Source organism: Kitasatospora sp. HUAS MG31 (assembly GCF_040571325.1).
GTDB lineage: Bacteria > Actinomycetota > Actinomycetes > Streptomycetales > Streptomycetaceae > Kitasatospora > Kitasatospora camelliae.
The window spans coordinates 7,574,315-7,590,708 of sequence record NZ_CP159872.1; the positions used below are offsets into that span (position 1 = coordinate 7,574,315).

22 protein-coding genes and 1 pseudogene are annotated in these 16,394 nt (G+C 73.7%); 11 read left to right on the top strand and 12 right to left on the bottom strand.

All coding sequences use genetic code 11. The features are described from left to right. Positions 1-41 precede the first annotated feature (41 nt). A complete protein-coding gene (locus ABWK59_RS34180) occupies positions 42-362 on the bottom strand; it encodes a hypothetical protein (protein WP_354644555.1) in 321 nt (106 codons plus the stop codon). Positions 363-453: 91 nt separating this feature from the next. Here ABWK59_RS34180 and ABWK59_RS34185 point away from each other — a divergent pair, with 91 nt between their 5' ends. Then, positions 454-633, top strand: a complete 180-nt coding sequence (locus tag ABWK59_RS34185; protein ID WP_354644556.1) for a hypothetical protein — start codon at positions 454-456, stop codon at positions 631-633. Here the strand turns inward: ABWK59_RS34185 and ABWK59_RS36670 are convergent. Beyond that, positions 546-755: a DUF7144 family membrane protein gene (locus ABWK59_RS36670; RefSeq protein ID WP_420492892.1), complete on the bottom strand. Its 210-nt coding sequence runs from the start codon at positions 753-755 to the stop codon at positions 546-548. The genes ABWK59_RS34185 and ABWK59_RS36670 overlap by 88 nt on opposite strands. On the opposite strand from ABWK59_RS36670, the gene ABWK59_RS34190 reads away from it, so the two are divergent. Further along, complete coding sequence (locus tag ABWK59_RS34190; RefSeq protein WP_354644557.1) at positions 695-892, top strand: hypothetical protein; 198 nt, start codon at positions 695-697, stop codon at positions 890-892. The two genes, ABWK59_RS36670 and ABWK59_RS34190, sit on opposite strands and share 61 nt — an antisense overlap. A gap of 236 nt (positions 893-1,128) precedes the next feature. Further along, positions 1,129-1,980, top strand: coding sequence for a class I SAM-dependent methyltransferase (locus ABWK59_RS34195; RefSeq protein ID WP_354644558.1), 852 nt, complete (start codon positions 1,129-1,131; stop codon positions 1,978-1,980). Between the two features lie 38 nt (positions 1,981-2,018). On the opposite strand, the gene ABWK59_RS34200 is transcribed toward ABWK59_RS34195, so the two are convergent. After that, a complete protein-coding gene (locus ABWK59_RS34200; protein ID WP_354644559.1) occupies positions 2,019-3,509 on the bottom strand; it encodes an IPT/TIG domain-containing protein in 1,491 nt (496 codons plus the stop codon). Positions 3,510-3,883: 374 nt separating this feature from the next. Here ABWK59_RS34200 and ABWK59_RS34205 point away from each other — a divergent pair, with 374 nt between their 5' ends. Next, positions 3,884-4,333: a hypothetical protein gene (locus ABWK59_RS34205; RefSeq protein WP_354644560.1), complete on the top strand. Its 450-nt coding sequence runs from the start codon at positions 3,884-3,886 to the stop codon at positions 4,331-4,333. Here the strand turns inward: ABWK59_RS34205 and ABWK59_RS34210 are convergent. Then, complete coding sequence (locus ABWK59_RS34210; protein WP_354644561.1) at positions 4,311-5,063, bottom strand: hypothetical protein; 753 nt, start codon at positions 5,061-5,063, stop codon at positions 4,311-4,313. The two genes, ABWK59_RS34205 and ABWK59_RS34210, sit on opposite strands and share 23 nt — an antisense overlap. A gap of 170 nt (positions 5,064-5,233) precedes the next feature. Here ABWK59_RS34210 and ABWK59_RS34215 point away from each other — a divergent pair, with 170 nt between their 5' ends. From ABWK59_RS34215 to ABWK59_RS34225, 3 genes are all read left to right on the top strand, one after another. Then, a complete protein-coding gene (locus tag ABWK59_RS34215) occupies positions 5,234-6,121 on the top strand; it encodes an ATP-grasp domain-containing protein (protein ID WP_354644562.1) in 888 nt (295 codons plus the stop codon). Between the two features lie 20 nt (positions 6,122-6,141). Next, on the top strand, positions 6,142-6,315 hold the full coding sequence (locus ABWK59_RS34220) for a hypothetical protein (RefSeq protein ID WP_354644563.1): 174 nt from the start codon (positions 6,142-6,144) through the stop codon (positions 6,313-6,315). A 327-nt stretch (positions 6,316-6,642) separates the two neighbouring features. Next, a complete protein-coding gene (locus ABWK59_RS34225) occupies positions 6,643-7,650 on the top strand; it encodes a DUF4190 domain-containing protein (protein WP_354644564.1) in 1,008 nt (335 codons plus the stop codon). A 184-nt stretch (positions 7,651-7,834) separates the two neighbouring features. Here the strand turns inward: ABWK59_RS34225 and ABWK59_RS34230 are convergent, their stop codons facing one another. After that, complete coding sequence (locus tag ABWK59_RS34230) at positions 7,835-9,103, bottom strand: PucR family transcriptional regulator (RefSeq protein WP_354644565.1); 1,269 nt, start codon at positions 9,101-9,103, stop codon at positions 7,835-7,837. A gap of 299 nt (positions 9,104-9,402) precedes the next feature. Between ABWK59_RS34230 and ABWK59_RS34235 the strand changes: the two genes are divergently transcribed. Both ABWK59_RS34235 and ABWK59_RS34240 read left to right on the top strand, forming a co-directional pair. Beyond that, positions 9,403-10,749, top strand: a complete 1,347-nt coding sequence (locus ABWK59_RS34235) for a lipase family protein (RefSeq protein ID WP_354644566.1) — start codon at positions 9,403-9,405, stop codon at positions 10,747-10,749. Between the two features lie 126 nt (positions 10,750-10,875). After that, entirely contained in the window at positions 10,876-11,115 is a 240-nt protein-coding gene (locus tag ABWK59_RS34240) for a hypothetical protein (protein WP_354644567.1), read from the top strand. Here ABWK59_RS34240 and ABWK59_RS34245 read toward each other — a convergent pair. Continuing rightward, a complete protein-coding gene (locus tag ABWK59_RS34245; protein ID WP_354644568.1) occupies positions 11,098-11,631 on the bottom strand; it encodes a hypothetical protein in 534 nt (177 codons plus the stop codon). The genes ABWK59_RS34240 and ABWK59_RS34245 overlap by 18 nt on opposite strands. Before the next feature lie 242 nt (positions 11,632-11,873). On the opposite strand from ABWK59_RS34245, the gene ABWK59_RS34250 reads away from it, so the two are divergent. Then, the gene (locus tag ABWK59_RS34250) at positions 11,874-12,293 is read left to right on the top strand and encodes a VOC family protein (RefSeq protein WP_354644569.1); all 420 of its coding nucleotides are present in this window, start codon (positions 11,874-11,876) and stop codon (positions 12,291-12,293) included. 159 nt (positions 12,294-12,452) lie between these two features. Next, complete coding sequence (locus ABWK59_RS34255) at positions 12,453-13,007, top strand: hypothetical protein (RefSeq protein WP_354644570.1); 555 nt, start codon at positions 12,453-12,455, stop codon at positions 13,005-13,007. 64 nt (positions 13,008-13,071) lie between these two features. On the opposite strand, the gene ABWK59_RS34260 is transcribed toward ABWK59_RS34255, so the two are convergent. The 6 genes and pseudogenes from ABWK59_RS34260 to ABWK59_RS34285 form a co-directional block, all read right to left on the bottom strand. Beyond that, complete coding sequence (locus tag ABWK59_RS34260; protein WP_354644571.1) at positions 13,072-13,236, bottom strand: hypothetical protein; 165 nt, start codon at positions 13,234-13,236, stop codon at positions 13,072-13,074. Continuing rightward, positions 13,233-13,496: an alpha/beta fold hydrolase gene (locus ABWK59_RS34265; RefSeq protein WP_354644572.1), complete on the bottom strand. Its 264-nt coding sequence runs from the start codon at positions 13,494-13,496 to the stop codon at positions 13,233-13,235. Before ABWK59_RS34265 ends, ABWK59_RS34260 begins: the two co-directional genes overlap by 4 nt. Positions 13,497-13,854: 358 nt before the next feature. After that, positions 13,855-14,538: a 4'-phosphopantetheinyl transferase family protein gene (locus ABWK59_RS34270; protein WP_354644573.1), complete on the bottom strand. Its 684-nt coding sequence runs from the start codon at positions 14,536-14,538 to the stop codon at positions 13,855-13,857. Next, positions 14,535-15,386 (bottom strand): metallophosphoesterase family protein, encoded by an 852-nt coding sequence (locus tag ABWK59_RS34275; RefSeq protein WP_354644574.1) that lies wholly within the window; start codon positions 15,384-15,386, stop codon positions 14,535-14,537. Before ABWK59_RS34275 ends, ABWK59_RS34270 begins: the two co-directional genes overlap by 4 nt. 65 nt (positions 15,387-15,451) lie before the next feature. After that, a pseudogene (locus ABWK59_RS34280) lies at positions 15,452-15,676 on the bottom strand (arylcarboxylate reductase); the annotation flags it as partial. 156 nt (positions 15,677-15,832) lie between these two features. After that, on the bottom strand, positions 15,833-16,387 hold the full coding sequence (locus ABWK59_RS34285) for a hypothetical protein (protein ID WP_354644575.1): 555 nt from the start codon (positions 16,385-16,387) through the stop codon (positions 15,833-15,835). Positions 16,388-16,394 lie beyond the last annotated feature (7 nt).

Sequence of the window (16,394 nt, forward strand, 5' to 3'; positions counted from 1 at the left end):
CCGCGGTCCCGACGACCGTTCCCGGAACTGGCCGGTCCGGCCTACTGCGGCAGGTCGCGGGGCCGCGGCCAGTCGGGCGGTTCGCCGACCCCGGTGACGGTCAGGCGTCCCGTGGCGTGGTCGAAGGTGTGCACGTGGAACCGCCCGTGGACCCCGTGGACGCTCAGCGCGCCCTCCCCGGCCAGCTTCACGGGTTCGAGCGCCGGGCCGCCGGCCATCTGGTCCAGGCCGGCGCCCCACATCCGGAGGAGCCCGGGGAGCTCGACGTCATAGACCACGGCATTGACCTGGATTTCGGAGCCGTCGTCCAGGACGACGATCGCCGGGCCCTCGTAGTACGGCCACGTGTCATTCGCGTTCATGCGCTCCACCATGCGTCGCGCCACCCGTGATCGCCGGGTGCGACACGGTGACGGACGGCCGAATCAGCTGCCCCGGTCCGACCCGGGGCACATGCCGGGGCACCGGCGACGGCTGGTCCTCGACGGTCACGAGCTGATCAACCACGCCGGATCCCCGGCCTGCGTCACCGCAAGCCAAGCACGTCACCCCGGACGGCCGGCCTGGAACCTGCTCAACGCCCAGATGATGAGCAGGTCGATGGCCATCATGGGGATCGACCACACCGGGTAGTACGGAAGGTGCGGGCCGCGGTGGACTGGGAGCAGGTCCCGGCCGCCGGGGGACAGGTCCAGTGGCCTGGTTCGACGCCCAGGGCCTGCACGTGACCGACGTGTGGGACTCCCCGGAGGCATTCGAGGCGTTCATGGCCGAGCGGCTCGCCCCGGCGATCGACAAGGCGGGGATCCCCGGCGCCCCCCGGACCGCCATGACCCCGCTCCACCGCCGGTTCGTCGCCCCCGGGATCACCGGCGTCGAGGAGGGCGGGTAGCGAGGGCCTCGGCGCGGACCCGCTCGGCCTCGGCGGCGGCCTCGCTCCGGGCCGCCTCGTGCGGCCGGGAGCGGGAGCCGGAGGGCGCCGACGGCAGCGGCCCGGGTGATCCTGACGCCCGGGCCGTCACCGGAGGCGCGGGGCGGCGTTGTCAGGTCGTGCGGCGCATACCGCGGGACTGCCCGGGGAAGGGGCGTCGCACAGGGTGACGGTCACTCTCCGGAAGGTGTGGCACGGTGGCAGACGGTACTCGGCAGGCGGGCCCCGCCATGCGTCCCTCCGTCCGTGAGACGTACGGCCCGGCCGATCTGAGCCGGGACCGGGTGTTCGCCGGAGGGTTCATCAACTTCGGCCACTGGCAGGCGATCGACCTCGGCCGGCCGCTGGACGAGCGCGACCGGATCCGCAGCCAGGAGGACCTCTACCGGCAGGTCCTGGCGGCCGCCGGGGCGCCGGTGGAGGCGCGGATCCTGGAGGTGGGCTGCGGGACCGGCATGGGGTGCGCCCTCGCCCTGGAGGAGTGCGCCGGCGCCGCGGTCACCGGCCTGGACATCCACCCCGACCAGCTCCGGCGGGCCCGCGACACCCACCGCGACCTGCTGCGCCGGGAGCCGGAGCGGCTGCGGTTCGTCCACGGCGCCGCCGAGCGCATCCCGCTCGCCGAGGACGCGTTCGACGCCGTGGTCAGCGTGGAGGCCGCCCAGCACTTCCCGGATCTCCAGGCCTTCGCGGCGGAGACGTCGAGGGTCCTGCGGCCGGGCGGCCGGGTGGTCGTCGCCAGCTTCTTCACCGTCGACGACGCGCCCGGCCGGCCCGGCGAACTCGCGGGCCTCCTGGAGACCTTCGCGAACGGCCTGGACATCGCCCGTCCGGTACGGGAGCTCACGGACGCCCTCACCGCGGCCGGGCTCACCGGGGCACGCGCCGCGTCGATCGGCCGGCACGTCTGGCCCGGCTGGGACCTGTGGCTGAGCCGGTGGTGGGCCCCGGACACCTGGCCGCGGAACTTCCTGCAGGCGTACCGGCGGGGGATCCTCGACTACTACCTCGTCACGGCGGAGCAGCCCCGGTCGGAGCCCCAGCCGTAGCCGTAGCCCCGGGAGCAGCCCCAGCCGTAGCCCCGGCGTCAGCCGGTGTAGGTGAACTCGTCGGCGGGGCCGGCGGGGGAGAGGTAGCCGTTGGAGAGGACCCTGATGTCGACGGTCTTGCCGAACGGCGAGCCCGAGGGCGGCGCCGTCACGGTGATCCGGGTCTCGGAGGCGGAGGTGACGGTCGCGGGGCTTTTCCCGAAGTACACGGTGGGCTTGGTGGCGAAGCCGGTGCCGGTGATGGTGACCGGGGCCCCCGACCTGCCGGAGTTCGGGGAGACGGCCGTGACCACCACCGGCTCCGGCCCGCCGTAGGCGAACTGCGCGAACGGGACGGCCGGGGAGGTGCCGAGGTTCCCGGTGACCCGGACGTCGACCACCCCGACCCCTGCGGGCACGGTCACGGTGAGCTGGGTGGCGCCGACGGCCTCGGGGCTCGCACACGCGAAGGGGCCGAAGTCGACCACGCAGTCCGGGCCGAAGCCGCTGCCGGCGACGGTGATCCGGGTACCCGCGGCACCGACGTTCTGGCTGAGGGAGGTCACCACCGGTCCGGACGGCACGGGCGGCGCCGTCAGCAGCGCCAGGTAGGTGGGGTTGGCGTGCTGGAAGGCGACCTGGGCCAGGAAGTCCCCGACCGAGCTCCTGACCACCGCGGGGTCGAAGGTGTCGTAGTGCGGGTTCAGCGGGACGGCGTTGTCCGGCTGGACGTAGGTGTTGGGCCCGGGCAGCGCCTCCAGTTCCGGGATCAGGACGTCCTTGACGACGGCCGGCGCCACCGGCCCGTGCACGGCGGGGTACCACTGCTTGGCGGTGGCGAGGCCGGCCCAGGCCAGCGGCACCATGTCGTAGTCGTTGACGTACCCCTCGCTCACGCTCCACTTCACCGAGTCGAAGAGCGTGGCGAAGTCCTGGAGGCCGGCGGTCGGGGCGGCGAAGGTGACCACGCCGAACTGCGGCGCGATGCCGTTCCACGGCAGGGCCTGCAGGTAGAGCGCGAGGACGGTGGCGATGCAGCCGCCCAGGCTGTGGCCGACCACGTTGACCGTCGGGCTCGGGGGCGCGTCCGAGAGGAGGCGGGTGAGCGCCTGGACGAGGGTGGTCCCGGAGGACTCGTCGGTCATGCCGGCGACCTGGGTGAACGCCGCCATGGCTCCCTTGGAGACGGAGACCGGCGCCGCCCCGCCGGCGGTGAACGGGACCACCGTGCCGACGTCGAGGTCCTCCATGGTGTCGATCGCGCTGGAGACCGTCCCGCGGACGACCACGGCGAACTCGTTCGAGCCGGAGGTGTCCTCGGCGATGTACGCCATGTTCGCGTTGTCCGGGCTCAGCGCGAGCCAGACCAGCTCCCAGGTGCCCTTGGTCGCCAGGGAGCGGTCGGCGAGCTGCCGGGTGATGCCGGCGGCGATGCGCTGCCGCTGCGCCGACAGGGTCTCCCCGGACGGGCGCGGGGTCGCCCCGGTCGCCGCGATGGTGGCCAGGGTCATGGCCACGCCGCCCGTGACCGCGGTCGGTTCTGCCGTCATGTGCACTCCTCGGGTGTTCGCTCGATCGCCGAACGAGACAATGGGTCGTATTCAACCTATTGTCGGATTCCCGTGGTTGATGAGATGTTCACACTGATGGGGGGCGGGTTTCGGCCGGGGTTCGGGCATTCGGGCTACGCGGGACGGCCGACCCGCCCACCGGATCCGCGCCGGTGACATCCAGGCGGGAATTCCTCGGAAAAATCCGATCATAAGGCCTTCCGATGTCCGTCGAACCCCCGCCGGGATCGGCCGGGCGAGTGGCTTTTCCCGGACCGGACCGGCGTGCTCCGACAAGCCCCGCACCACCCCGGTACCCCTGTGACGTCACACGAGGCGGCGGAACGGACTCCGGCCTCCGCGCCCCGCTGCGCATGCTCAACTGCCTGATCTCGCCCGCCGAGCGGTACGACCTGCTCGTCGGCTTCAGCGGGATGCCGATGGGCACCGACATCACGCTGGCGAACTACAACGCACCCGTGCACCTCCCCGGGGGCGGCGGGCCGGAGATCACCGAGATGATGCAGTTCCGGGTCACCAAGCCGCTGCCCGGAGGCGGGGACCCGACCACGCCGGACACCGAACCCGCCCTGCCGGCCGTCCCCCCGATCCCGGTGGACGTGCACACCCGCCGCCGGGAGTTCGTCCTCTACCGGCACGTGCTCTTCGGCACCATGACGCTGAACGCGGTGCCCTTCATGGAACCGTCCGAGGACTTCATCAAGCTGGGCTCCAAGGAGATCTGGGAGTACATCAACCCCAACCACGGCGCCCACCCGGCCGGCGGAGCCGGTGGGCCGGTCAGGTGGGGCGGTGTCCGGTGAGGTTCTCCCAGCGGTCGTGGGCGGCGTCGAGGCTGCGGCGGGCCTTCGGGATCCGAGGGTCGGCGTTCTGGCGGGCGGTGACCTCGTCGAGGTGGAGTTCGGCCTGCTCGCGTACCGCGGTGTCGTCCCGGACGCGGAGCAGGTCGGCCTCGGCCCGGCGGATGCGCGCGGGCCGGTCGCGCTGGAAGGCCTTGGCCTGGGCGATGGCGTTGTGGACGTCGACGACGAACGCGCGGACGGACTCCTCGTCGGTCGTCTCGGTGGGGTAGGTCAGCAGGTGCTGGTGTCCGTCCGGGGCGATCAGGTAGATGTGGCCGGCCTTCGCGGTGTGGTCGGAGCGGACCGCGATCCGGTCCAGGGGGAGGTCGCCCTGCCAGTCGTCGGACTTCACGGCGAGGACGTGCTCGTAGAGCGAGAGGCCGGGGAGTTCGTCCCGGAGTCCGCCGCGACCCGGATCGCGCAGGTGGGCGAGGTGCTCCTCGGCGGCCCGGACCCGGCGGCGGTGGGCGGCGGTCGCCGCCTCGACGGCGGCCCGCGCGCCGGACAACTCGCGCTTGGCGGACCGCTCCAGGCCGCGCAGCGCACCCCGTGCGGCGTCGAGGTCGCGGCGCGCGGCGGTGTGTTCCCGTGCGAACGCGTACCGCCAGCCTCCCGGGTAGCGGTAGAGCCGCCAGCCGACCGTGCCCGCGGCGGCCAGGGCGATCACCAGTATCCAGCCCACAAGACTCACGCTGGCCTCCCCGCGCGGCAGTCGGCGTCCCGTCCCGGTGCCTGTTCGGCTGCCCGGCCGGGTCCGTCGGATCCTCTGGTGAGTGATCCCCCGACGCGCTCCGGTGAACCCTCCTGGGGCGCGGGTTACGGTAGCGACGCTGGCCGGGGACGGGTTCGGAGGAGAGTCGCATGCGTGGTGCCGCCACGGTCGCGGTCGTGACCAGTGAGGCCGGCGTCGCGTACGACGTGGACCTCCCGCTGATCGTGGACGCCCTGCGGGCCCGCGGCCTGGCGGCGGAGCCGGTGGTGTGGGACACGGCCCCGGCGACCTGGGAGCGGTTCGACCTGTTGGTCATCCGGTCGACCTGGGACTACGTGGAACGGCTCGACGCGTTCCTGACCTGGGCCGACACGACGGCGGGCGTCACCCGGCTGTGGAATCCCGCGCCCGTGGTCCGCTGGAACAGCGACAAGCGCTACCTGCGGGAACTCGCCCGGCAGGGGGTCGCCGTCGTGCCGACCCGGTTCCTGGAGCCCGGGACACCCCTGACCCCCGCGGAGTTCGACGGGGCGGACGGTGTGGTGGTCAAGCCCGCGATCTCCGCGGGCGCGGTGGACACCGCGCGCTACGAACCCGGCCGGCAGGCGGATGCCGCCCGGCATGCGCGGATGCTGCTGGACCAGGGCCGCGGCGTGATGGTCCAGCCGTACCTGCCCCGGGTGGCCGAGGGGGAGCGGGCTCTGATCTTCCTCGGCGGTGCCTTCAGCCACGCGATCCGCAAGGATGCCCTGCTGACCGAACCGGGTGTGATCGATAACGACCGGGTGCCGCATCTCGGCGTCGCGCCGTACCGGCCGACCGAGGCGGAGATCCGTACCGCGTCGGCAGCGCTGGCAGCGGTCCCGCCGCCCGGCGCACCGCTGTTCGCGCGGGTGGACCTGGTGCTGGACAACCTCGGCGAGCCGGTGGTCCTGGAGCTGGAGCTGATCGAACCGAACCTGTTCCTTCAGTCCGACCCCGAGGCGCTCGGGCGATTCGCCGAAGCGGTGGCGGAGCGGGCCGGACTGCGGCGCTGATCCTGCGGACTGCGCGGACCGTGCACGCGGGACGATGGCAGGACCGGGTGCCCCGGAGCGGGGCCGGCCGGGGCGGCGGTCGTCCGCGTCCTGTCCGGGAGGACGTCAGCGGAGTGATCACCGATGCCGACCCCGGCCACCTGGTCGTCGAGCAACTCGCCGTGCACGGAGTGGAGATCCTGGCGGCCGGCTGACGGCTACGGTGCGAACCCGGGATCGGCCGGGGGTCGATCGTGCCGGCTGAACGTGACGACCCGGTGTCAGACCCGTGGATCAGGTGGACTCGGCAGCGGGGCCGGTTCGGCCGCGGGGTGCGGTGTCGGGGCCGGGGCCGGTCGCCTGTATGTTGATCATTCGCCGAAGGTGTCGGGGGTTCCGTTCGGGGAACCGACGTGCGGGTCCGGCCGGACTGGTGACTGTTCGGCGGGAAAATCGGGTCGCTGTCGCCGGGGGATCAGGACAGACTTCGGCGTCGAGGCCGACCAGCCGCTCACCGTCTGTACCTGCTCGAAGGATTCCGTATGACCACTCCCGCCCCGCCCGACAGCCCGAAGTCCGCCGGGGAGGCGGCCGAGGCCAACCCGTGGGCACCGCCGGTCCCGGATCAGGCCGCGGACCGGGGCGAGGCGCCGGGTCAGGCGGCGGCCCCCGCGGCCGCCCAGGCTCAGGCCACCCCTCCCGCCTCGGGCCCGGTCCAGGGTGTGCCGGGTGTGCCGTACTGGCCGCCGTACCCGATGGCCGCGCCGCAGCCCCGCAACGGCCTGGGCGTCGCGGCCATGGTGCTCGGGATCGTCGGCACCGTCCTCAGCCTGACCATCATCCTGTTCTGGATGTCCTGGATACCCGCCCTGCTGGCCGTGATCTTCGGTGCCGTCGGGCTGGGTTACGTCCGCAAGGGCCAGGCGACCAACAAGGCGATGGCGCTCTCGGGCGTGATCCTCGGCATCGCGGGCCTGCTGGTCTCCGTGGGCACCGGGGCGGTCGTCGCGACGCGCGTGCACGCGGTCAACGAGGAGCGCCGGGCCGAGGAGAAGGCCGCCCGCATCCGCAGTGAGGAGCGGGTGGCGAAGGAGAAGGAGCGGGTCGAGGAAGAGCAGCGGAGGCGGGCGGCGGACGAGAAGGCCCGGCGCCTGGCGATCGGTCAGTCCTACACGTATGAGGACGGACTGAAGGTCACCCTGGCCGCGCCGGAGCCGTACGTCCCGAAGGAGACCGTGTTCGAGGCCCCGAAGAACGCCACGATCATCCAGCTGAAGGTCACCGTGGTGAACACCGGGTCGCAGGACATCTCGCTCTACGGGTCGGGGCTGCTGTTCGTCAAGGACGCCAAGGGGGCCCTGGTCTTCGAGCTGTTCGACGGCAGCGGACGGCGGACGTCCCTCCCCGGCTCCCTCGCCCCGGGCAAGGAGGCCACCGCGCAGTCCGCGTACGCCCTGCCGAACGACGCCGCCGCCCCGTTCACCGTCGAGTTGGACCACGGCTCCGGGCTGCAGCGCAAGGGCGTCACCTGGTCCGGCTCCCCGAGCTGACCGGAGCTCACCCCCGAACGAGCCCGCTGCGCGGGAAGTCACGACCGTTCGACTTCCCGCACAGCGGGCGCCGTGTTTCCTCGGTTCAGTCGGCCGTCGGCGCGGGCGGTTTCGAGCCCGGATCCTCGCCGAGGACGCCGAATCACCCGCCGTCCTCGGCTGAGGGAGCCTCCGCCGGTGAGGGTCAGGCAGGGGCGGGACCGCCGCGGCGGGCCGCGTCGTGGGCGGCCAGGGCGGCGCGCAGGGTCAGCTGGTCGGCGCCGCGGGACGCGTCCAGGCCGCTGAGCTCCGAGGCTCTGCGCAGGCGGTAGTCCACCGTGTTGGGGTGGACCTGGAGCCGGGCGGCGGCCAGGCGCCGGTCGAGGCCGGAGGCGAGGAAGGTGCGCAGGGTGTCGAGCAGCTCCGGGCGGCGGGTCAGCGGGCCGAGCAGCGCGGCGAGTCCGTCCCTGGCCGGGCTCGGGCGGCTCAGCTGGTACTCCAGCAGGACGTCGTCGAGCAGGTACAGCCCCGGGCCCCGGCCGGAGGCCTCCGCCACCTCCCGTACCTCGCCGACCAGTCGGGCGGCGTCCGCGACGCCGTCCGGTGCGGCGGCGGCCGCCGCCACCAGCAGGTCGGCGCCGCACATCCGGCCCAGGTGCTCGACCAGCCGGGCGAGCCGTTCCCGGTCCGGGCCGCCGAAGTCGGCGGCCGCCGCCGCGGAGGGGAGCAGCACCAGCCCGCCGTCCCCGGACAGCGCGGACAGCGCGACCCCGGTCGTCTGGCGCTGCACCTCGTGGCGCAGGCGGCGCAGCTTGCGGCGGGTGGCGACCGCGTGGTTCACCCCGGGCAGCAGCTCGTCCGGGTGCGGCCCGATGGCGATGCCCAGGACCAGGTAGCAGGGCGGGAGCAGGATGCCGGCGCGGTCGGCCGCGGCCTGCGGGTCGCCGCCCTCCAGCAGTCTGGACAGCAGCGACTGCCGGGCGACCTGCTCGTCGCCCAGCGCGGTCTGCCGCTCCTGGACGTACCCGGCCGCCACCGCGCTGCTCACCAGCCGGAGGTAGCCGAGCAGGCGGTGCTGGACCAGCAGCACGTCCGGCAGGTCACCCGGTTCGGCGGCCGCCAGGACCCGGGCCGCGCACTCCTCCGCCCCGAAGTGGTAGGCCCCGACCACGGCCTCCAGCGGCACGCCCTCGTCCGCGCGCCGCGCCGAGGACTCCCGGATCCTCGCCAGTTCGTCCGGCCCCGGCAGCTCGCCGAGGCGCAGCACCTCGATGAAGGCCCGGATGCCGCGGTCCACCTCCTTGGTGACCTCGCCGCGGAGCTGTTCCGAGGGGAGTTCCCCGTACGCGGGGAGCTGCTCGACGAGCCGTGCCGTCACCGCGGGCGCCAGGACCGCCGCGGCGGCCAGGAGCCGCTGGTGCACCGGTATGCCGCCGAAGTGCGGCGTCGAGCCGCGGTCCGCCGTGTTGGACACGGTCACAATCCACCTCGCGAATCTCTGTCCTCCGGTCCGGATGTGGACCGGCCCGGCGCGGTCATCATGGTTTCCGGGACGTTACTTACCCGTTGGTAACACTCTCGCCGATGGACCGCCAGACGTGCACGCCCCCACCCACCCAGCCCACCCCGTCCATCGGACCCCCGCACCCACCCGCACCGTCCCACCCCACCCGTACCGTCCCACCCCCACCCGCCCGTGCACCCCACCCGTACGGGCACCCCACCCGTACGGGCACCCCCCACACCCCCACGCACCGGAGGACCGCCTTGTCCGTGCGCACCCACACCTCCCGGCTCCTGGCCGTCGCCGTCGTCGCCGCGCTGGCGGCCACCGCAGCCCCCGCCACCGCGGCCACGGCCGCCCCGGCCCCGACCGTCACGGCCGCCACCGCGAGCGACCCGTTCTACCGCTACACCGGCAGCCGTCCGCTGGCCTCGTACGCGCCCGGGACCGTGCTGAACACCCGGACCCTGCCGTACCACCTGGTGGGCCTGCCCACCCCGGTGACGGCGGTCCAGCTGCTCTACCGCACCACCGACGCCCAGGGACGTCCGGCCGCCAACGTCACCACCGTGGTGCGCAGCCTGACCGGCGACGGCAGCAAGGCGGTGTCCTACCAGTCGTTCTACGACTCCCTCGACCCCGAGGACGGCCCGTCCAGAGCCATCGCCGGCGACCTCAGCCTGGGCGGCCTCATCCCGAACGTCGAAGCCCTCTTCCTGGCGCCGCTGCTGCTCCAGGGCTACAACCTGGTCATCCCGGACACCGAGGGGCAGACCGCCGACTTCGCGGCCGGCCCGGAGTACGCCACCAACACGCTGGACTCGATCCGCGCCGCGACCGGATCCGCCGAGACCGGCATGAACGCCGACACCTCCTTCGCCCTGATGGGCTACTCCGGCGGCGCCATCGCCACCAACTGGGCCGCCGCCCTCGCACCGAGCTACGCCCCCGAGGTCAACGCCAAGCTGGTCGGCTTCGCCGAGGGCGGCCTGCTGGTGGACCCGGCGCACAACCTCAGGTACGTCGACGGCTCCCTGGTGTGGAGCGGCGTCATCCCGATGGCGATCATCGGGGTCTCGCGGTCCTTCGGCATCGACCTCAAGCCCTACCTGAACGAGTACGGCCTGACGGTGTACCAGGAGCTGCAGCGCGGGTCGATCATCGACGCCCTGGGCCACTACCCCGGGCTGACCTGGAAGAAGCTGGCGAAGCCCCAGTACGCCGACCCCAACTCGGTGCCCGCTTTCCTCGACGCGGTGAACAGGGTCAACCTCGGCTCCGCCCCCACCCCGACCATCCCCGGGTACGTCGCCCAGGGCAACGGGGGAGTGCTGGAGGGGACCTTCAGCCACCACCCGGGCATCGGGACCGGCGACGGGGTCATGGTCGCCGGCGACGTCCGGGCGCTCGCCCGGCGGTACTGCGCCACCGGCAACGGCGCCATCGCGTACCAGCAGTTCGACCCGCTCAGCCACTTCGGCGTGCCCGTCGTCTGGGCGCCCCTGGCCCTCGGCTGGATCAACGACCGGTTCGCCGGCCGCCCCGCCCCGTCCGACTGCGGGCGCATCCCCGCCGGCAACGCGCTGGACCCGGAGAAGCCGGCGCCGGCGTCCTGACACCTCGTCCGGTGCCCGGCGGGGCCACCGCCGGGCACCGGACCGGGGGAACGAACGGTGGGCGGCCGGGCACGGTCACCGGAATCGAGGTGTGCGCGGGCCTGGCGGGCCGTCATACTGCGGGACGTGAATGAAGATCGCCGCCCACTGGGCCTGCCCGCGTTCTCCGCGTCCTCCGTCGACCGGCCGATCACCCCCGGCCGCCGTCCGGTGCCGACGGTCGACCGCGCCCTGTTCCTCCCGCCGCCGTCGGAGGAGCCGTCGGCCCCCGCACCGGCACGCCGCCCGCTGTCCGGCGGCGGGCTGACCTTCTCCGGCGAAGGACTGAGCCGGCTCGGCTGCGCGGGGTCAGGCGGGCCCGGGTAGGGTCCTCCGCGCCCGGGACCGCCCCCATGACCACGCGCCCGCCCCCACCAGCACGGCCGCGCCCAACGCGTACACCGGCAGCCAGCGCGTGGTCGTCGCCGCCAGGCACTCGTCGACGGCCTGGTCGCGCTGGACCTGCTGCGCGTACGCCAGCGCGGCGGCGTCACCGCCCGTCAGTTCCCCGAGACCGGCCTGCGCCCGCAGGCTCCCGTAACGGCCCGACTCCACGCAGCTGAGCCGGGTGCCCGACATGGGAAACAGCCAGTCCCAGCGCTGGAGCGCCGGCGCCAGGGCCAGCGCCACGCACAGGCCCACCACGAGCGCGTACGCCGTCAGGCGCCAGACGTAGGTGAGCGGGCGGGCCGGATCGGGCAGCGGTACGGTTCCGAAGGACAGCACCACCGCGAGCAGGGTGACACCGAGATAGGTGGAGAACCACTGCCACGAGCCCTCGGCCAGCGAGAACGCCAGCACCACGGCGAGTGCGGTCCCCAGCACACCCGCGTCACCGGCCACCCGGTCCCCTCCCACGGCCGGGGCGCGCCCGACCTCCCGACCCCGCCGGCTGACCCGCTCGCTCACCTCTGCCTCCGCCCACCAGCCTCCCGCCCCCACCCCCCGTGACCCCGGCCACCACACCCGCCACCGCCGGAGCCCACCCGCTCGGCCCAGGGGACGAACGGCGCTGCGCCCCGATCCGCGGCACCGCGTCGCCTAGCCTGCCGTCACCGACGTCGTGTCACGAGAAGAGGGATGCCATGCCTTCGCGCCTCAACCCCTATCTGAGCTTCGACGGCAACGCCCGGGAGGCGATGGAGTTCTACCGGGAGGTCTTCGGCGGGACCCTGGAGGTGAACACCTTCGGCGACTTCGGCGGGAAGGAGGCCGCCGGGGCCGCCGCGGACAAGATCATGCACAGCATGCTGGAGACCACCGGCGGGTTCACGCTCATGGGTTCCGACAACCCGCCGGGGACGGCGTACACGCCGGGGAACTCCATCTCGGTGAGCGTGAGCGGCGACGACGCCGAGGAACTGCGGGGGTACTGGGAGAAGCTCTCGGGCACCGGCACGGTCGTCGTCCCGCTGGAGAAGCAGATGTGGGGCGACGTGTTCGGCATGTGCACGGACCGCTTCGGGATCACCTGGCTCGTCGACATCGTCCAGCAGCAGGGCTGACCGGACCGGGCGTGGGCCGACGCCGGCCCCGCCGTCGCCGAAACGGACGGTGGCGGGGTCGGCCGGCGGGGGCGGTTAGCATCGGGGGACCAGTGATCACCGTGGCCGGGCGGGCTTGACGGCCGCCGGTGGGTCGGACGAATTCGAGGGGGGCTGGCGATGGGGAGTCAGGAGCGGACCGGGTCGTACAGGGCGAGGCTCGTCCTGCCGGTGGAGCGTACGGCCTGGGTGCGGGATCTCGACCTGCCGTTCGCCCCGTTCCCCGGCCTGGGGATCCGCGTCGACGCCTACGAGGTGCTGAACGTGGTCACGGTCGAGGCCGGCGACCCCGACGGCGGGGTGGCCTGTGTCGTGGAGTTCGACGGCGGCGCACTCACCGCGGACGAGGCCCGGAAGAAGTGCGGGTCGCTCGGGTTCACGGAGGGCGCGTTCCCCGGTTCCCCCGCGGCGGAAGCGGCGGGCCCGGTCCGGATCAGCCTCATCACCTTCGCGGCCGGCCGGCAGTGGAGCAAGCGGTACGACCTGCCGTTCCCGCCCTTCGCCGGCCTGAGCCTCCGGGCGGGCCGGGGCAGGTCGCTCAAGATCTTCACCGTGGTGGTCGGCGACCGGCCCGGCGACGAGGTCGAGTGCTATGCCGGATTCGAGGGCGGGGACGCGGACGCCGTCACCGAGGAGGAGTGCGCGGCCCTCGGCTTCGAGGAGGACTACCGGTGAGGACGCGGCTGCCGTAGCCGGGAGCCCGGCGGGCCGGGTGGGTTCGTCGGCCCGCGGGCGGGGCTCAGGACTCCTCGGGAGGCGTCCTGAGCGGCATCTCGTAGAGGGCCTCCGTGGTCTCGGGGTGCTGGATCTCGTCCACCAGGTGGTCGAACTCCGGGCTCTCCGTCCGGTGCGGCAGGCTGACCACGGCGGCGCTGCGGGACTCGGTGTACTCCTGCGGGTTCATGCGGTGGTCCTTTCGCTGGTGGGGTGATACCCGTCGACGGTGACCGCATACGGGGCGGGACTCCACCGTTCTGGGGCGGGGACGGAGCGGACCCGGATGGTGGCTCTCCGTCCCGGTGGCGGGGGGCCGGCGACCCGGGCCCAGGTCGGCAGGCGCTCGGTGACCCGCTCCGGGTGGATCTGGGCGATCCGGTAGGCGAGGGCCGTGCCGTAGGACCCGCCCAGGATGTTGACCCGGTCCAGGCCGATCTCGCTGAGCATGTGCAGATCGCGTCCGCGATCAGGTCCGCACCAGCCGGGACTCGCAGTGGAAGCCGCGCCAGGTGTGGGTCCGTACGTGGGGCGGCGCCGGGGCCTCGGCTCGGATCCGCGCGTCGATGAGCGACATGCGCACACCTTCCGGGTGTCGGTCGGGTCTGCGGTGCGCCATGACCGGACGGCGCCCCGGCGCCGGTGGGCCCCGGCGCCGTAGCGGTGCCGAGGACCTCGTCATGCCTGCACCGGGTACCGACGGACCGGGGTGGGCGGACGGGGCGTCAGGCACACCCGGACGACCCTAGAGCGCCGGGGCGGGCCGTCGGGTGATCGCCGCTCGCTTCACTCGTTTACCCGCGGAAGGTCACACGATCGGTGGACCGGGCCACGGCCCCGCGGGCACGGCGACCGCCGACACGGCCAGACCCGCCCGGACCAGCCAGCGCCCCTGGAGCGGGTACGGCACCGGCCGGCTCCCGGGCGGGGGCCGGGGCAGCAGCCGGGCCGTGAAGCCGCCCCGCGGGTCGAGGGTGAGGTCGGCGTCCTCGGGCTCCAGACGCTGCCCGGCGTACGGGTACCAGCCCTTGTGCACCGCCTCCTTCGCGCTGAACAGCAGGCGGTCCCACGGGATGCCGGGGTAGACGTCCAGCAGGCGGCGGACCCGGGCCAGCTCGGCGGGGAGCGCGATGCTCTCCAGGACGCCATCCGGCAGGGTCTCGGCCGGCTCCGCATCGATCCCCAGGAGGGTGAGGTGGGAGGCGCGCGCCACGGCCGCGGCCCGGTACCCGTCGCAGTGGGTGATGCTGCCGACCACGCCCGGCGGCCACACCGGCGCACCGTGACGGTCCTTCAGCAGCGGCCGCCCGGACGGGAGGCCCAGCTGGGCCAGGGCCTGACGGGCGCAGAGCCGGGCGGTGGCGAACTCCCGGCGGCGAGGGGCGACGGAGCGGGCGACGTACGGCGCCTCGTCCGGGAGGAGTTCGGCCTCCGGCAGGTCGTGGAAGGCCTCCCGGACGGCGACGCCCGCGGGGAGGATCGCCTCGATCACCGCCCGGCCCCCCGCGCGGGGTGGGGCAGGATGCGCCGGGGCACGGTGCGGGGATGGCCGGGGCGGCGCCACTCGCGCGGGTAGCCGACCGACACCTCCTCGAAGCGGACGCCGTCGTGCCAGGTGGTGCGGGGGATGTGCAGGTGCCCGTACACCACGGCGGCGGCCCGGAACCGCAGGTGCCAGTCGGCGGTGCGGACGGTGCCGCACCACTGCGCGAACTCCGGGTGGTGGAGCACCCGGGTCGGTTCGCGGACCAGCGGGTAGTGGTTGACCAGGACGGTGGGCAGGGCCGGATCGCAGGCTTCGAGGCGCTGCTCGGTCAGCCGGACCCGGCTGTCGCACCAGGCCTGTCGGCTGGGGTGGGGGTCGGGGTGCAGCAGGAACTCGTCCGTGCAGACCACCCCCCGCTCGTAGGCCTCGGCCAGGGCCTGCTCCCGGGTGTGCGCGGTCGGGGTGCGGAAGGTGTAGTCGCAGAGGACGAACAGCGGCGCCACGGTGGCGGGCCCGCCGGGCCCGTCCCACACCGGGTACGGGTCCTCGGGGGTGTGGATGCCGAGGCCGCGGCAGAGCCCGACCAGGTGCCGGTAGCGCTCCTCGCCTCGCAGTTGGAGCTTCTCCTCCCGGGGCGTCCACAGCTCGTGGTTGCCGGGCGCCCAGACGACGGTGGCGAACCGTTCGCGCAGGGTGCGCAGTGCCCAGCCGATGTCGTCGAGCATCTCGCCGACGTCTCCGGCGACGATCAGCCAGTCGTCGTCGGTCTCCGGGCGCAGGTCCGCCAGGATCATCCGGTTCTCCGGATGGTTCACATGGAGGTCGCTGATCGCCAGCAGGTTCCTATCGGCCATGGTCCGGCCGCCCCTGTCGTCCCGTCCTGGTCATGGCCCCTCGCTTGCTCTCACGGACTTCGCCCTCAGTACAGGCCTTCGGGTGCGGTGGTGGTGACCTGCAGCGGCCGGACGTTGGCGACGCCGTCGCTCGGCCAGACCCCCGCGCAGTCGTACCTCAGCGCCTGGTCGCGCTCCAGGACGTTCGGCAGCAGGAGGTCCTCGTGGAGGACCGTCAGCCGCACCTGCCCGGCCTTGCCGTACTCCACCGGCGTCGCCCAGTCGTCCCGGTCGACGACTGCCATCGCGACGCCGTACCACTTCGCGATCGCGGCCGCCCCCATCCGCGGCGAGGGGCGGCGGTGGGGTGCGTTGCTGTTGATGTGGCCCGGCTCCCTCTGGCTGGCCACGGATCTCGACCGCTGGACCGCCCACGTGCTGCGCCGGCATCCGGGTGTGGACGTCCACTAGGCTGATCGGATCGGTGGCGTTGCGGTGGAAGAGGTCCCGGACGTCCTCGGCGGTGGTGAGGGTCCGGGGCTCCAGGCAGGAGGCGAGCGGCAGGACGGGCTCCCGGAAGGCCATCGCGTCGATGTGGGGGCCATGAAGGCGCGGAAGTCGGCGCGCAGCGGCGAGTGGACGGCGATGGGCCGGTCCGGCAGCGGGGTGATCAGACCGGGCGGCAGCTCGGCGGCCATCGCCTCCAGGGCGGTGCGCTCTCCGGAGAGCATGAGGATGCGGGCCGAGCCGTCCGCGGTCGGCCCGAAGTCCCCCGAGAGGTGGACGCCGGGCCGGTGTGCGGCGAGCGCCGCCACATCCGTCCCGTCCGGGGCGAAGGCCAGCGCCATGCCCTGCCCCGGAGCCTCCGCGGCCGGCCCGGGCGCGGAGGCGCCGTGCGCCAGCATCGTGATCAGCTCGCGCCGGCCGACCGCGCCGGCCAGCGAGCTGGCGGTCATGGCACCGAGACTCAGGCCGCCGAGCACCGCGGGGTGCAGGCCCTGCTCGGCGAGGATGTCGTGCACGGCGAGC

Coding starts and splice junctions, on each gene's coding strand:
- ABWK59_RS34180 (WP_354644555.1), bottom strand. CDS start 362: ATGAACGCGAATGACACGTGGCCGTACTACGAGGGCCCGGCGATCGTC.
- ABWK59_RS34185 (WP_354644556.1), top strand. CDS start 454: ATGCCGGGGCACCGGCGACGGCTGGTCCTCGACGGTCACGAGCTGATC.
- ABWK59_RS36670 (WP_420492892.1), bottom strand. CDS start 755: ATGCCTCCGGGGAGTCCCACACGTCGGTCACGTGCAGGCCCTGGGCGT.
- ABWK59_RS34200 (WP_354644559.1), bottom strand. CDS start 3,509: ATGACGGCAGAACCGACCGCGGTCACGGGCGGCGTGGCCATGACCCTG.
- ABWK59_RS34205 (WP_354644560.1), top strand. CDS start 3,884: ATGCTCAACTGCCTGATCTCGCCCGCCGAGCGGTACGACCTGCTCGTC.
- ABWK59_RS34215 (WP_354644562.1), top strand. CDS start 5,234: ATGCGTGGTGCCGCCACGGTCGCGGTCGTGACCAGTGAGGCCGGCGTC.
- ABWK59_RS34225 (WP_354644564.1), top strand. CDS start 6,643: ATGACCACTCCCGCCCCGCCCGACAGCCCGAAGTCCGCCGGGGAGGCG.
- ABWK59_RS34250 (WP_354644569.1), top strand. CDS start 11,874: ATGCCTTCGCGCCTCAACCCCTATCTGAGCTTCGACGGCAACGCCCGG.
- ABWK59_RS34255 (WP_354644570.1), top strand. CDS start 12,453: ATGGGGAGTCAGGAGCGGACCGGGTCGTACAGGGCGAGGCTCGTCCTG.
- ABWK59_RS34260 (WP_354644571.1), bottom strand. CDS start 13,236: ATGAACCCGCAGGAGTACACCGAGTCCCGCAGCGCCGCCGTGGTCAGC.
- ABWK59_RS34265 (WP_354644572.1), bottom strand. CDS start 13,496: ATGCTCAGCGAGATCGGCCTGGACCGGGTCAACATCCTGGGCGGGTCC.
- ABWK59_RS34275 (WP_354644574.1), bottom strand. CDS start 15,386: ATGGCCGATAGGAACCTGCTGGCGATCAGCGACCTCCATGTGAACCAT.